This is a genomic window from Micromonospora sp. DT63, assembly GCF_049841615.1.
Classification (GTDB): Bacteria; Actinomycetota; Actinomycetes; order Mycobacteriales; family Micromonosporaceae; genus Micromonospora.
Genome location: NZ_JBNCKQ010000012.1, coordinates 46,395 through 60,762, shown reverse-complemented (window position 1 = coordinate 60,762; position 14,368 = coordinate 46,395). Strand labels below are relative to the sequence as shown.

The 14,368-nt window shown below is 71.8% G+C and carries 11 protein-coding genes; 2 read left to right on the top strand and 9 right to left on the bottom strand.

Features of this window, described 5'->3' with window-relative positions; genetic code table 11:
- Positions 1 to 19: 19 nt before the first annotated feature.
- On the bottom strand, positions 20 to 679 hold the full coding sequence (locus tag ACLQ27_RS30325) for a DedA family protein (protein ID WP_425869939.1): 660 nt from the start codon (positions 677 to 679) through the stop codon (positions 20 to 22).
- A gap of 123 nt (positions 680 to 802) precedes the next feature.
- Between ACLQ27_RS30325 and ACLQ27_RS30320 the strand changes: the two genes are divergently transcribed.
- Positions 803 to 3,142 carry a lysylphosphatidylglycerol synthase domain-containing protein gene (locus tag ACLQ27_RS30320; protein ID WP_425869937.1) on the top strand — a complete coding sequence of 780 codons (2,340 nt, stop codon included), beginning with the start codon at positions 803 to 805 and terminating at the stop codon, positions 3,140 to 3,142.
- Between the two features lie 42 nt (positions 3,143 to 3,184).
- Here ACLQ27_RS30320 and ACLQ27_RS30315 read toward each other — a convergent pair whose 3' ends face one another.
- On the bottom strand, positions 3,185 to 5,116 hold the full coding sequence (locus ACLQ27_RS30315) for a potassium transporter Kup (RefSeq protein ID WP_357489421.1): 1,932 nt from the start codon (positions 5,114 to 5,116) through the stop codon (positions 3,185 to 3,187).
- A 451-nt stretch (positions 5,117 to 5,567) separates the two neighbouring features.
- Here ACLQ27_RS30315 and ACLQ27_RS30310 point away from each other — a divergent pair, with 451 nt between their 5' ends.
- Positions 5,568 to 5,939, top strand: a complete 372-nt coding sequence (locus ACLQ27_RS30310) for a hypothetical protein (protein WP_357489423.1) — start codon at positions 5,568 to 5,570, stop codon at positions 5,937 to 5,939.
- Positions 5,940 to 6,533: 594 nt separating this feature from the next.
- Here the strand turns inward: ACLQ27_RS30310 and ACLQ27_RS30305 are convergent.
- The 7 genes from ACLQ27_RS30305 to ACLQ27_RS30275 form a co-directional block, all read right to left on the bottom strand.
- Positions 6,534 to 8,009 (bottom strand): PepSY-associated TM helix domain-containing protein, encoded by a 1,476-nt coding sequence (locus tag ACLQ27_RS30305; protein ID WP_425870010.1) that lies wholly within the window; start codon positions 8,007 to 8,009, stop codon positions 6,534 to 6,536.
- Positions 8,010 to 8,169: 160 nt separating this feature from the next.
- Positions 8,170 to 10,158, bottom strand: coding sequence for a cytochrome c oxidase assembly protein (locus ACLQ27_RS30300; RefSeq protein ID WP_425870008.1), 1,989 nt, complete (start codon positions 10,156 to 10,158; stop codon positions 8,170 to 8,172).
- A 192-nt stretch (positions 10,159 to 10,350) separates the two neighbouring features.
- Entirely contained in the window at positions 10,351 to 10,938 is a 588-nt protein-coding gene (locus ACLQ27_RS30295) for a copper resistance CopC family protein (protein WP_425869934.1), read from the bottom strand.
- Complete coding sequence (locus ACLQ27_RS30290) at positions 10,935 to 12,146, bottom strand: Dyp-type peroxidase (RefSeq protein WP_425870007.1); 1,212 nt, start codon at positions 12,144 to 12,146, stop codon at positions 10,935 to 10,937. Before ACLQ27_RS30290 ends, ACLQ27_RS30295 begins: the two co-directional genes overlap by 4 nt.
- Before the next feature lie 23 nt (positions 12,147 to 12,169).
- Complete coding sequence (locus tag ACLQ27_RS30285; protein ID WP_425869932.1) at positions 12,170 to 12,772, bottom strand: copper chaperone PCu(A)C; 603 nt, start codon at positions 12,770 to 12,772, stop codon at positions 12,170 to 12,172.
- A gap of 124 nt (positions 12,773 to 12,896) precedes the next feature.
- Positions 12,897 to 13,643 (bottom strand): zf-HC2 domain-containing protein, encoded by a 747-nt coding sequence (locus tag ACLQ27_RS30280; protein WP_425869930.1) that lies wholly within the window; start codon positions 13,641 to 13,643, stop codon positions 12,897 to 12,899.
- A 75-nt stretch (positions 13,644 to 13,718) separates the two neighbouring features.
- Entirely contained in the window at positions 13,719 to 14,336 is a 618-nt protein-coding gene (locus ACLQ27_RS30275; RefSeq protein WP_425869928.1) for a sigma-70 family RNA polymerase sigma factor, read from the bottom strand.
- Positions 14,337 to 14,368: the final 32 nt, after the last annotated feature.

Below are 14,368 nucleotides of genomic sequence, written 5' to 3'. Positions count from 1 at the left end.
GCCACCCCCGCGAGTGACGCTACCGATCCGCCCTACCGCGCGCGGACGATTGGCGGTGCCGCTCACCGGTCGACCGGTCAACGCCGCGCCGCCGCCACACCCGCAGCGCCACGACTGCGCTGACCAGGGCCAGCAGGGCCCACTCCCCGATGCCCAGTTCCCGCTCCAGATAGCGGTAGGAGGCCGCACCCACGTAGCCCAGCAGCGCCACGGCTGTCGCCCAGGCCAGCCCGCCGGTCAGGTTCGCCCGGAGGAAGACAGGCCACCGCATCCCACCGGCGCCCGCGATCAAGGGGACCACGGTCCGCAACACCGCCACCCAGCGTCCGGTGACCACCGCCCACGCGCCGCGGCGAGCGACCAGGCGGCGGGCCCGCGCGAGGTCGAGGCGCCGCCGCAGCACGCGCGGGGCGCGAGCGAGCACGCTTGGGCCGTACCGGCGGCCCAGGGCGTACCCGGCCTGGTCACCGAGGCATGCCCCGGCGGTCCCGGCGGCGACCACCGCCCACAGCGGCAGCGAACCACTGTGGGCCACCAGCCCGCCGAGCAGGATCGCCGTCTCGCCGGGCACGACCAACCCGAGCAGCGTCGAGGACTCCAGGGCCGGCAGGACGATCACCAGGGTCAGGACGAGGATCGGCGGCAGCCCGACGAGCGTCTCCACCACCCTGTCCGCCACCCGCCGATTGTCGCCCTCGGCAGGTTGACCAGTGGCGAATAGCACCATCCGGTGCGTCGGCGATCCGTAGGGTTCGGGTCGACAGCAGGCATCTGCGCGGACTAGAGGGGTTGTCAAGGACCGGTGGCAGCGCGCACACATCGCCCGTCGCCCGCCCTACTGGTCAGCCTGGGCACCTCGGCCGGCCTGCTGGCGACGCTGAGCGCGGCCGTGCGCAGCCGCCGGGTACCGTCCTGGGAGCGGGACCTGTTCGCCCTACTCAACCACCTTCCCAGCGGGCTGACTCCGGTCCTGGTTCTGGTCATGCAGCTCGGCTCGTACCCAGCGGTGTTCGTCGCCGCCGCGGCAGCCGTCGTCGCGCGCCGGATCGGCACGGCGTGGAGCCTCCTGTTGGCCGGGAACCTGGCGTACTGGCTCGCGGTCGCCGCCAAGGCGGCGGTCGCCCGGCAGCGGCCCGCAGCGCTGCTCACCGACGTCCTCCTCCGAGAGACCATTACCGGGCGGTACGGATACCCGTCGGGACACGTCGCGGTCGCCACCGCCCTGGCGCTCGTCGCCGCGCGGACCGGCGGCCCCCGTTGGCGCCACGCGGCCTGGACGGTGATCGCGCTGGTCGCCGTCGCACGGATTCATGTCGGCGCGCACCTGCCGGTCGACGTGGTCGGCGGCTTCCTCGTCGGCTGGCTCGCGGTGTGTCTGACCCGGCTCCTGGTCGGCGAGGTCGGGCCGCAGCGGTCGGTGCCCGCGCTACGGGCGGCGTTGCGGCGGCGCGGATTCGAGGTGGCACGTTTGGCGCCGATCCACGGCGACGCCCGTGGTTCGCAGCCGTGGCAGGCGGTCACCACCGACGGGCGGCGGCTGTTCGTCAAGGTGACCGGCGGCGAGCAACGGGACGCGGACTGGGTCTACAAGCTCTACCGGCGGATGCGCTACCGGCACGTGGCCGACGCGCCGCCCTACCTGAGCGCTCGCCAGCAGAGCGAACACGAAACCTGTCTGACCCTGCTGGCCGAGCGCGCCGGCGTCCGGATGCCGGCCGTTGTCACGACCGCCGCCATGTCCGGCGGCGACGCCGTCCTGGTGCAGGATTTCATCGACGCCGAACCGCTGCACGCCCTCGTCGGGCCGGTCCCGCTCGCCGCCGTACGCGACGCCTGGGAACAGGTGGCGCGCCTGCACCGGGCGGGCATCGCACACCGCGATCTGCGCGCCGCGAACGTGCTCGTCGGCCGGGATCGCACCCACCTGGTGGACCTGGGCTTCGGCGCCGACGACGCCTCGGCCGAGCAGCGGGCCCGCGACGTCGTCGAGCTGATGGTCGCCCTGTCCACCCGGGTCGACCCGGCCAGCGTGGTCGCCGCCGCGGCCGACCGCCTGGGCGTCGCGTCGGTCGCGGACGGCCTGCCGTACCTGCAACCTGCGGTGCTGTCCCGCGCCGGCCGGGCTGCCCTGCGCGGCCGGCCAGACATGCTGACCTGCCTACGTCAGGAGATCCTGCGGCGCAGCTCCGGCCGTGACCGCCCGGCGGCAAAGGTGGTCCGGATCAGCCGCCGCACGGTCCTGGAAGTGCTGGTCCTGGGGTTGATCGTGCACCTGCTGCTTCCCCAGATCGGCGAAATCCGCACCGCCGTGCGTCTGATTGTGCACGCCAACCCGGTCGCGGTCGCCGCGACGCTGCTCGGCTCCGCCTTGACCTACCTGCTCAGCGGCGTCGTGCTCCGGCTGGCCGCAGCCGACCGGGTCCCGCTGGGCGAGGCCACCCTGGTTCAGGTCGCCGCGTCGTTCGCCAACCGGCTGGCTCCCGGTAGCCTCGGCGGCGCCGCCCTCAGTCTGCGGTACCTGCATCAGAAGGGACTCGCCGCCGCCGACGCGGGCACCGCCGTGGCCGTCTCCCGCGCCGCTGGCGTGTTCTCGGTGGTCCTGCTCCTGCCGGTGCTGCTGCCGTTCGCCCGACAGCCGGCCCGTATCCTCACCCACGATGCGACCAGGGCGTTGCCGCTGCTGCTGGGCGCCCTGGCCGTGCTGCTGGTCCTCGCCGCGGTGCTCGCCGTACCCCGGATCCGCCGGCGCGGACGCTCGATGGCCAGCCAGATCGTGACCGCGTTGCGCGAACTGCGTCACCAGCACGGGCTGCGGTGGCTCGTCGCCGCGTCGACGGCGCTCACCCTCACGTACGGCCTCTGTCTCTACTTCGGGCTGCTCGCTACCGGGCCAGTCCCGCTGGTGCACCTGCCGCCGGTGATCCTGGTCTGTGTCGTCGGCGAGGGCGTCGCATCCGCCGCGCCCACCCCCGGCGGGCTCGGCGCCACCGAAGCCGCGCTTGTCTCCGGTCTGCTGCTCTACGGGCTGCCGCTGGACACCGCCGTCGCGGGCACCCTGATCTACCGCCTCGCGACGTTCTGGCTCCCGGTACCCCCGGGTTACCTGGCCTTCCGGGTCCTGACCCGCGGCCGGCTGCTGTGAACTTCTTGGTCGGGCCCTTTGCCACTGCGCGGCCCTGGGTCTTCAGACCTCGATCTGGGAGCCGATCGTGACGGTGCGGTCCGGGGGCAGCGCGAAGTGGCCGGTCGCATCGCTGGCGGCGTGAGAGGTGGCGACGAACAGCCGCTTACGCCAGCGCGCCATCGTCGGCGTGGGCCCGGCCACCACGTCGACCGGCGAGAGGAAATAGGAGGCCTCGTCCACCTGGGCGGGGCCTTCCGTCTGGCCTGTCCCGAGCAGTCGCAGGGCCTCCGGCACGTCCGGGGTCTGCAGGTAACCGAAGCGGGCGGTGACGTGGATGATGCCGTCCTCGGCGTAGCCCAGGTCGTCGACCTCGACGCGGTGCGCCGTGGACACCTGCGGCACGGGCACGGTCTGCACCGACATGATGACGACGTGGCGGTGCAGCACGTGGTTGTGCCGCACGTTCGCCCGCATCGCCAGCGGCGTCGTGTCCTTGCCGCGGCTGAGGAAGATCGACGTGCCGGACACCCGGGTGTGCGGGAGCCGGCCGCTGTGCAGGTCGTCGATGAAGGCACGCAGGGGCCCTTCGAGGTGCCGGCGCTTGCGGGCCACGATCTCGCGGCCCCGCTGCCAGGTGCTCATCACGGTGAAGGCTGCCACTCCGATGAGCAGCGGCAACCACGCCCCGTGCACGAGCTTGGTGAGATTCGCCGACAGGAACAGCACGTCGACGGTCAGGAGGACGACGGCGCCCGGCGCGATCAACCACAGCGGCGTGTGCCAGCGGGCGCGGGCGAGGTAGAAGAACAGCACGGTCGTGATCGTGATGGTGGTGATGACGGCCATCCCGAAGGCGTACGCCAGAGCTGTCGAGCTGCCGAAGGCGACCACCAGGGTGAGGACAGCGATCAGCAGCAGCCAGTTGATCGCCGGCACGTAGATCTGGCCGATGGTCGATGCGGAGGTGTGGGCGATGCGCAGGCGTGGCAGGTAGCCGAGCCGGGCGGCCTGCGCGGCGACGGAGAACGCGCCGGTGATCACTGCCTGGGAGGCGATGACCGTGGCCGCGGTCGCCAGCACGACCAGCGGTAGCCGCGCCCAGCCTGGTGCGAGCAGGAAGAAGGGACTTCCCACACTCGCCGGGTTGGCGAGGATCAGAGCGCCCTGCCCGAAGTAGCTGACTGTGCAGGCGGGGAGTACCAGGGACAGCCAGCCACGGGTGATGACCCGCCGGCCGAAGTGCCCCATGTCCGCGTAGAGGGCCTCGGCGCCGGTGACGGCGAGCACGACAGCGGCCAGGGCGAAGAAGGCGATGCGGAAGTGCCCGGCGAGGAAGCCGACCGCGTAGGTGGGCGACAGGGCGGCGAGGATCTCCGGCTGCCGGGCGATGCCGGTCGCTCCGCACAGACCGATGGCCACGAACCACGCGATCATGACCGGTCCGAACAGACGCCCCACGGCGGCGGTGCCTCGGCGCTGCAGCGTGAACAGCAGCACGATGATCACCACCGTGATGGGTACGACCAGACTCGCCGTCGACGGCTGAAGGACTTTGAGCCCTTCCACCGCGGACAGTACGGAAATCGCGGGTGTGATCACGCTGTCGCCGAAGAACAGCGCCGCGCCGAAGACTCCGGCCGTCGCGAGTGCCGCCCCGACGCGCCCCGCGCTGCCCGTACTGCGGCGACGCAACAGGGTGATCAGCGCCATGATGCCGCCCTCACCCTCGTTGCTCAACCGCATCGCGAGAGTGACATAGGTCAGCGTGACGATCAGCATGACCGACCAGAAGATCAGCGAGACGACACCGAACACGTTGTCCCGGCTGACCGGAACCGGGTGCGGGTCGGCCGGGTTGAAGACGGTCTGCATCGTGTAGATCGGGCTGGTGCCGATGTCGCCGAACACGATGCCGAGAGCCGCGACGACGAGCGTGGCGCGGACAACCTCACGACCACCCGCGCCCGTCCCGGCCGCCGAAACATCAGGCACCCGAGTCCCCTCCACCCGTACTGCACGTACACCTGCGGCGACCTGGTATCCGCACTGCACGTGATCGACGACTCGGGCACCCGGACGAACGACACCCGCCGACCTGGTGACAGGAATCAGGTCCCGACCGAATGGACCCTAACTACGCCGTGGAGGCCACCGAGCCGATCCCGCAGGAATCACCCGGCAGCGGCCTCCTCGGCCCGCACCTGGCCTCCCGTCAGCGCGGTCGCCGTTATGGCCGCGTCAAAAAGCGGGCCGTGGCCGTCGCGGCTGCGTGAATTCGTCGATGGTGGGCAGCGGATCGGGGTTGGTATGGGCGTCGAGGGTTCGAGAGGCGAGCCCTCGACGTCGCAGGAGGCGCGTGGTGACTGCCGATCCGGGACCATCGACCCCGGCAACCTGTGCACGGACACCGACCGGCGTCAGTGTCGCCGGGGGATGGGCGTTGATGATCGCCGCAGCTCTGCTGGCCGCGGCGGCGTTCCCAGCGGCCGAACTGCCGGGACGGGCGTTCATCATGGCCATCGCCGCCGGCGGCTTCGCGGTGGTAACGGCCGACCTGCGGGCGGTGGCCGTGGTGACCGGGCTCGGGATGGCGACCTTCGTCGGGTTCCTGGCCAACCGGTTCGGTGACCTGACCGGCGCCGCCGACGGCTGGTCGTACACCGCGGTGATTGTCTTTGCCAGCGTGCTCGGTGTCGGCTACCGCTTCATGCGGTCGGTGCCGCTGACTACCGCCCGTGCGGACGGCACCGTTACGCCCAGCCCACGGCCGCCGCACCCTGCCGTCCCGGTCGGATACGATCCGCCATTCGGCTGACCTTGCGAACACCACCGCGCGGCGGTGAGGCCGGTGCTGTGCTCGGTGACGCCGTCGTGTCGATCCGCGACCGGGCGCAGTCGGCCTTGCAGGGCTCTGGCCGGTGCCGTACGCGGTGACCGGAGACGTCGCCCTCCTTGTCGACAACCAGGACGCGTTCGACACCGCGCTGCGGCCCGCTCCTCATCATCTACCGCCGCCGCACCTTGCGAGAACCTGCTCGCCCCTGGGACCGAACGGCGCTGGGAAGACCACCACGATCCGGCTGCTGCTGGACTTCCTGCGTCGCAGGCTTGGACATGCGACTGTGGTGGGGGCTCGACCCGCGCAAGGACAAGGCCGCACTGCACCGTCAGATCGGCTATCTGCCCGGCGAGTTATGGCGGAGCAGGCCCCGCACTGCTGCTTTCGCGTTGGTTCGGCACGGCCGACAAGACAGGTGCGGCCGGCCCGCCATGGCTGCGAGCCGGCCGTACCGTCGCGATGTCGGCTTCGGCAACCCTGCCTGAGTCTGGTCAGACAGTGCGGGTCCGGGTGTTGGTCAGCCGGTCGGCGCACCTGCGACGAAAGCGATCGGTCGAACCTGTCAGTGCGTCAGCTGCCGGCTGGCGCGGGGGAGGTGGGGACGGCGGCGGGACGCCGCCGTCGCGACACGACGCCCACCACGGCGTCGATGACGAGGAACGCCAGCAGGGTGAGTCCGAACAGCGGCAGCGCCCAACCGATCGCCGCGATCACCGGCACGCCGACCAGCAGGACCCACAACGGCAGACCGCGTACGCCACCGCGGGCCGGTGGGGTGCCGGCGAAGGCGCGGCGGTCGGCGCGGGTGGGTCGGCGCTGCCACCACATCCGGTAGCCCCAGACGATGACGCAGAGCAGCCCGAGGGCGAGGGCGGCGAGCAGGATCTGGTTGATCGGGCCGAACAGGATACCCATGTGGGCCTGGATGCCGAGGGCGCTCAGTTGCGCCAGCAGAGGCCAGTCGGCGAAGTCGCTGCGGGCGGTGATCGTACCGGTGGCGGGGTCGACGGCGACGCGGTCCTTGGCGACGGACCAGGTGTTGTCGACCTGCGTGACGGTCCAGGCCGAGCCCGGCTCCGCCGCCGGGGCGATCTCGACCGGGCCGGAGAGACCGGCGGCGCGGGCGGCTGTCGAGACCTGGTCGAAGGTTGCCGACACGACGAGACCGCCTGCTCCGCTTGCGCCGTGCTCGTGGCCGCCGCCGGTCTCGGCGGGGGCGGCGGGATCGGCGGTGAGGCTGGTGGACATCTCCGGGGCGCGTGCACTGAGCGCGTCGAGGCCGGCTCCGAAGTTCGCTCCGGCGTGGCGGGACCAGGTCAGCCCGGTGGCGGAGAGGAAGAGCAGGCCGACGGTGAGCCAGATGCCGGTGGTGGCGTGCCAACCCCGGGTGCGACGGACGCCCTTGCCGGCGGACAGGTCCGGCACGAGCAGGTGTCGGGCGGTGGCCCGGTTGGCGCTGCGCCGGCGCCACCACAGGATGACCCCGCCGAGCACGATGACCCAGAGCCAACTCGCGGCGAGTTCGGAGTAGTGCCGGCCCACCACGCCCAGGTGCAGGTTGCGGTGCAGGTCGTCCAGCCAGGTGGTGGCCGGTGTGGAGCCGAACCAGGTGGTCAGTTGGCCCTTGACCTGCGCGGTGTACGGATCGACGTAGACGGTGTGCTGCTTCTCGCCGAGTTCCGGCAGGGAGAACGTGACCCGGGTGCTCTGGTCGCCGTCGCCGGGCTGCACGGTGGCGATGCCGCCGTCGGGGTGCGCGTTGCGCGCGGCGCCGATCTGGTCGGCCAGCGGCAGCGGACGATCACCCACCTGGGCGACGGTCAGTTGGTCGCCGTAGAGGATGGCGTCCAGTTGTGGGGTGGTGGTGTAGGCCAGCCCCGTGAGTGCGGCGACCACCAGGAACGGTGCGACGAGGATGCCGGCGTAGAAGTGCAGCCGGAGTAGCAACGCGCCGAACGGGGACGTGCGCCGGGCCGGTCGGGCCGGTGTGTCGGCCGCTGTGGTGGGTTCCGGCGTCGGTGCGCCGGACAACTCGGTGAGAGACATAGTCATCCGATCGGAATTAGCGAGAAGCACCCAGGGGGTGTTCCTCCTGCTGGCATGGTCGCCCGGTGGTTCGTCGCGTCAGCTCCGGCCCAGTGAGGTAGTCGGCCAGATGGCCCCGGCGGTTCCCGGGAATGTGGCGTACGAGGATGGCTGCCGGGGGTCAGTGCCGGTCGGGCCCGGACGTGCTGCGTGGGTCGGACTCCGCACGCCCCGCCGCGGCGAGGAACGCGTTGTAGCGGGCGAGGTCGTCCTCCTCGCCGGTGGCTTCCGCCCGGTCGGCTGCCCGGTCCAGGCGGGCCTGTTCACGCTGGTCAGCGCGAATCCACTGCCGAATCAGAACGATCATGACAACGACGGCGGGAAGCTCGCCGAACGCCCAGGCGATGCCGGCGCCGAGCTTCTGGTCCGCCAGCAGCGACGACGCCCAGGTGGGGTGCACGGCGGTGTACCAGTCGGGGGCGATGACGGTGGTGGTCTGCATGAGGACCAGGCCGAAGAAGCCGTGCGCCATCATGGACGCCAGGTGGATGATCACCAGTAGCGGGTGGGGAAGGCGTCGGCGGCCTGGGTCGACACCGACGAGCACCCAGAACAGCAGGTAGCCGGCGACCACGAAGTGGGTGAGCATCGCCAGGTGGCCGAGGTGGGAGCGCATCAGCACCCCGAGCAGGTCACTGAGGTACAGACCGAACAGGCTGGCCGTGTAGATGCCGAGCGCGACGAGCGGGTGCGTGAGCAGTTTCGTGACGCGGCTGTGCACCGCGATCAGCAGCCACTCCCGGGCGCCGCGTACCTGCGGGTCGGTTGGTCGGCGCAGGGCGCGCAGGGCCAGGGTGACAGGTGCGCCGCCGACCAGCAGGATCGGCACCAGCATCGACAGCACCATGTGCTGGGCCATGTGGGCGCTGAACAACACGTACGCGTAGCGGGCGACGCCCAGGTTGGTGGTCGCGGCGAGCACCAGCATCCCGCCCACCCAGCTCGCCGTTCGGGCGACAGGCCAGCGGTGCCCTGCGACGCGCATCCGACGCACGCCGGCCAGGTACCCGCCGATGCCGAGGGCGCAGAGGGTCAGGAAGAACATGTCCGGCAGCGGTTGCCCGAGCAGGTTGCCCGCAGTGGGTGCGGCGGGCATCGGGAAGCCGAGCAGTTCGGTGATCGGGTCGGCGTCGATGCCGGAGTCGGGAATGGGGGTGGGGCTGCGCGACAGCGCCACGGCCAACCCCACGGTGGCGGCGAAGACGACCAACTCCCCGGCGGCCAGCCGGCCGAACGCACCGGGCCGCCCGGCACGCAGTGCCGGCAGGGTACGCAAGCGGTGGGCCGCACCGAGCGCGCCGAGGATCAGCAGGGCGACGAGCTTGCCGAGGACCAGCCAGCCATAGCGGGACTGCCAGAGCTGGTCGACAGCGCCGAGGCGGACGGCGGCGTTGGCCAGCCCACTGACCGCCACGGCGACGAAGCAGCCCAGGGCGAGGCGGCTGTACCGAGCGGCGGCGTCGGCCAGCAGGCGGCTGCGCCGCACCATCAGCAGGGCGACGAGCCCACCGACCCAGGTCGCGGCGGCGAGAACGTGCAGGGCCAGGCTGGTGACCGCGATCTGGTGGTTACCGGCCCCGGCGGAGTGGCCGGTGAAGGCCGGTGGCAGCACCGCGACCAGGGCCAGGATCGTGGCGGCGGCGGCAAGCCCTCGGGACACCCCGACGCGGGCCAGCAGCGCCACGGTCAACGCCAGCCCCGCCTGCAGCAGGAGCGACTGCCCCTGCGAGATGGTGGTGGCGAAGCTGACGACCGTCGCGGGCTTGAGCGTCTCCAGCGGCTGGCCGAGCAGGTCCGAGACGGTCAGCACCATCAGCGCCAGCGCCACCACCGCCCAGCCGAGCGCAGAAACGCTCGCTCGCCGCAGCAGCAGGTAGCCGTGCGGCGAAACGGTCCGGCCGTCGCCGGGCAGCAGGAAAGCGGCGGTCACCAGCATGCCGACGGTGACGGTGGCGAGGCCGTCGCAGAGGAGCCGGACCACCGGTAGCGCCTGGGTCGTGGCCGGTCCCGCGTCGGGCAGGCCCGGGATCGCCGCGGCGAGGGCACCTCCGACCCGCAGGCCGAGCAGCAGCAGGGCGACTCCCGCGGCGACGGCAGCGACAATGGTCAACCAGCCGAACTCGGTAGATGCGGTGAACCGGGGCCGGGCGGTGGACGTCGCCGGGGGCCCCGCTGGCGCCGGGACGGTGGTCTGGGTGTTACCAGGATCGTCGGCGGCGAGCTGCCGGGAATCTGTGTCGGACACGTGTTGACCTTGACCTGTGAAGTGGTGAGGTGACGCGACCGCGGGAGGGCGGTCTGGTCAGCGACGGGCCTTGCGCCGCCAGAGCAGCCCACCAACCACCACGACGACGATGGCCAGCGCGCCGCCGGCGACGAGCACGCCGGCACCAGGGCCACCGTCGTCCCGCGCCGACGCGGCGGCGGACGGCGTGCCGGTCGTCGTGCTGACGATCGGCGCGGCGCTGGAGTTGGGGTCGGCCACCGTGAACGGGTACGACCCCTGGACCGGGTGGCCGTCGGTGGAGACGACCCGGTAGGCGACGGTGTAGGTGCCGTTGGGCAGCGCCTCGCTCACCTGGACCGACCCCTTCGCCCCACCGACCACCGGGTCGCCGGTGGGGACCTTCCGCTTGGCGGCGTCGGTGAGCACGATGGTGGTGAACGTCGGATCGAGCCGTTCGACGAATTCGAGCACGATCTCGGTCGGGGAGCTGGTCAGGGTCGACTCCTGGACCGGTGCCGCCGACCGCAGCGTGTTGTGCGCCCAAGCCGGGCTGGCCGGGACGAGCAGCGCCACGACAACGGCGAGCACCGCCGCGCCGAGCCGGACGGCGGTGGGCCGGGACGACGGTACGGTCACGACGGAACTCCGGTTGGCAAGGTTCATCCGAGTACCTGCTCACCGACCCACCCGCCCGGTTGGCAACCGGGCGGGATGGCGAAGACGGCGGACCCGATCGGAGTGGTCCACTCGTTGAGCAGGTCCCGCTCGGCCAGGCGGCGCTGGATGGGCAGGTACTGCCGGGCGATGTCGGCCTGGAAGGACGTGAAGATCAGCCCACTGTCGGCGTGACCCTCCACGGTCGGCACCCCGTCGTAGTTGTAGGGCCGGCGCAGGATCTTGAACCGGTCGTCCGTGACGTGGGCGCGGGTCATGTGGGAGAAGTCGGGGATGACGGTGAGGCCGTCCGGGCCGGTGGCGGCGAAGTCGGGCTCGTCGTGTTCCGCCGTGCCCGTCAGGGGAGCGCCGGTGTCGAGCCGCCGGCCCACGGCGAGTTCGCGATCGGTGCGGCCGAGCAGATCCCAGGTCTCCAGGTTCATGCTGATCCGTCGCAGTACCACTGTGGTGCTGTCGCGCAGCCAGGCCGGTCCGTCGGCCACGAAGACGGCGGAGTCCATCGGCACCCCAGGCCGTGGGTTGGCCGTGCCGTCGAGCTGGCCGAACAGATTCCGCTGGGTGTGGCCACCCGGCTCGACGCCGGGGCTGCGCCGGAAGCCCTGCTGCACCCACCGCACGGTGGCGAACGGCCGGCTGTCCTTGATCAGAACCCGTTGGGCGTGGGCCACGGTGATCGCGTCGTCCGCGCAGATCTGCAACAGCAGGTCACCGCCGGACCAGGCCGGCTGGAGTCGGTCGATGCGGAACGACGGCAGGTCGGCGACCGACGGCGGCCGGCGGTCGTCGACGCCGGCGGCACGGTAGAGACCGGGCCCGAAGCCGAAGGTCACGGTCAGCCGCGCGGGCAGCAGCCCGAGTTCTGCCTCGGTGTCGGCCAGGGCCGGTCGGCCCTGGGTGAGCCGGGCCGCGTCGTCGGTGAGTAGCCGCAGCCACCGACCCAGCGCGGCCCGGTCCGTGCCGGGTCGCAGCGTGAGCGCCACGAAAGAGGCGTGGGCCTGCGGTTCGGTGGCCACCCCGGCCTGCCGTACACCGTAAAAGGGTTCGACCAGGCCGCCGACGCTCGCCACCGGCGTCGTATCGGCGGCGGCCTGCGGTCGTCCGGTCCCGTCGGTGCGGGTCGCGGCGACCGCCGCGCCACCGGCCAGCGCGCCTCCGGCGGCCAGGGCCCCGCCGGTGAGCAGGCCGCGCCTGCTCACCGGCCGGGCGGTTGGCGTGTCGGTCACGATGCCGGGCTCGTGCTCATCTCCGGCGTGGCGCTCATGCCGGGCATGGGCTCGCCATTGCCGGGGGCGTAGGTCTCCTGGGCGCCGGTGAACGGCTTGGCCACGGCGGTGAACTGCTGGGTCTTGCCGTCGGCGAAGGTGAGGGTGAAGGTCAGCTCGTCACCTGCCCGTACGGGCTGCTTGACGTCCATCAGCATCAGGTGGTCGCCGCCGGGCTCCAGCGGGTGCGTGCTCTTGGCCTTGATCACGATGCCACCCTGCTTGGCCTGCATGACCATCTTGCCGTCCTTCATGGCCATCTCGTGCAACTCCATGGGGGACACCGACGTCGTGGCACCGGTGACGGTGACATCCGTGTCGCTGTCGTTGACCAGGGTCCCGAAGGCCGCGGTCATCCCCTTGTCGGCCGCCTTCACCCACGGGTCGCGAATCGTGACCACACCAGCGGCGGCACTGGCCGACGCGGACGGATTCGGCGGCGCGGTCGACGACGCGTCGGACGAGCCGCAGCCGGCGGCACCGACCGCGACGAACGCGGCGGCGGTGGCGAGGACAACGGCCGAGCGCCGACGCGCTCCGACAGTGCGGATGGTGGGCATGAAGTCTTCCTCCGATGGTTGCTTGCTGCTTCGTTGGTCGGTCGCCGCAGCGCGAAAGTTCTGAGCTGGCGGGTCATTGCGGTCACGCGGCCGGGGTGGCGACCGCAGCGCGGTGTTCCGCGGGTCAGGCCGCCGAGCGGGTGCGTGCCGTGCCCGGGTGGGGTGGTGCCGGGCGCAGTCTGGGCCGCGTGGCCTGGAGCTCGTCGCCGGCTGCCAGGCGCCAGGCGGGGCGGTCGGCGCGGCCCTGCGTCGGCGGCCCGTCGAGTCGCCGCCTGGTCCGCGACAACGCGACGACGATCAGGTACCCGGCGAGCAGGAAGCCGTGGCTGACCAGGCGGGGAGGCTCGACCCGGCCGGTCATCAGGTCATTGACCGAGAGCAGCAACAGCGTGCCAACGAAGGCACTCAGGGTCGGCAACAGCCCGGTGGGAGGTGTCCGCCGGACCGCCACGAAGAGGAAACCCGCACCGACGGCGATGTTCCAGGCCGCGGCCTCGTGCCACAGGTGCCCGGAGGCCAGGGTGCCGGCGGCATCGTGGACGTGAGCGTCGGACGGGCCACGACCGATCTGCACCAGCCCCAGCACCAGTTGAAGAGCACCGATGAGGGCAAGCCCTGCGCGCAGGGTGAGCACGAGGCGGTCTCGCAGGCGTCGAGGCGCGGGGAGCGTGGCCAGGATGACGTGGGTGAGATCGGGTCCGGGCGCGGCGAGCGTCAGGCGGGCTCGTCGGGTCACCGCGGCTGCCCGGTCGTACCACCGCCGGCAGGTCGCGCACTCGGCAAGGTGTGCGTCGGCTCCGGCCTGCTCGGCGGGAGTCTCCTCGCCGTCAAACTGTGCCGACAGGATCTCCCGCCACTGCTCACACCCCATGTACCGGTAGTCGGTCGAGAGGGGGCGCTGGTTCCCGGGACAATCGGCGGTGTGGCGTTGTCGCGCTGGCCGTCGTCAGCCGGCGGACGTGCCGTGCTGTCGCCGCGCCGGCTGCGGGCTCGCGTTGAGCGCGGCAACCAGATCCTCGCGAGCCCGAGCCACCCGCGAGCGGATGGTGCCGACCGGGCACCCGCACACCTCGGCGGTCTCGGCGTACGACAGGCCGAGGATCTGGGTCGCCACGAACGCTTCGCGTCGGTCCGGCGCCAACGAGAACAGCAGATCGTTGAGCACGATCGCGCTGTCGAAGGCACCGCCCCGCGTGTCCGCGGCGTCGTGCCAGTCCGCCAGTTGGGTGGTGCGTGGACGTCTCGTCGCCGCGCGTACGTGATCCACCGTGACGCGGCGGGCGATCCCGAGAAGCCAGGTCTTTGCCGACGAGCGCGCGGCGAACGACGGCAATGAGCGCATCGCCCGCAGATACGTCTCCTGGGTCAGGTCGTCGGCCTCCAACGGGCTGATCAGGTTGGCCACGAAGCGCCACACGTACTGCTGGGTCGCGCGGATGAAGCGGGTGGCCGAGTCCTGGTCGCCCCGGCCCGCTGCGAGAGCCCAGGCGGTGATCTCCGCGTCGTCATCGGTCACCTGGTACCTCCGTGTCCGGTTCTGCCGGGCGTCCCGACCACGACCCATCAGGTTGACGACGGGTTGTCGTAGGTCCCGGA

What these genes read in the sequence shown, in the direction of transcription:
- ACLQ27_RS30310 (WP_357489423.1), top strand. Translation starts at nt 5,568, where the DNA reads ATGATCGCCGCAGCTCTGCTGGCCGCGGCGGCGTTCCCAGCGGCCGAA.
- ACLQ27_RS30305 (WP_425870010.1), bottom strand. Translation starts at nt 8,009, where the DNA reads ATGTCTCTCACCGAGTTGTCCGGCGCACCGACGCCGGAACCCACCACA.
- ACLQ27_RS30295 (WP_425869934.1), bottom strand. Translation starts at nt 10,938, where the DNA reads ATGAACCTTGCCAACCGGAGTTCCGTCGTGACCGTACCGTCGTCCCGG.
- ACLQ27_RS30285 (WP_425869932.1), bottom strand. Translation starts at nt 12,772, where the DNA reads ATGCCCACCATCCGCACTGTCGGAGCGCGTCGGCGCTCGGCCGTTGTC.
- ACLQ27_RS30280 (WP_425869930.1), bottom strand. Translation starts at nt 13,643, where the DNA reads ATGGGGTGTGAGCAGTGGCGGGAGATCCTGTCGGCACAGTTTGACGGC.
- ACLQ27_RS30275 (WP_425869928.1), bottom strand. Translation starts at nt 14,336, where the DNA reads ATGGGTCGTGGTCGGGACGCCCGGCAGAACCGGACACGGAGGTACCAG.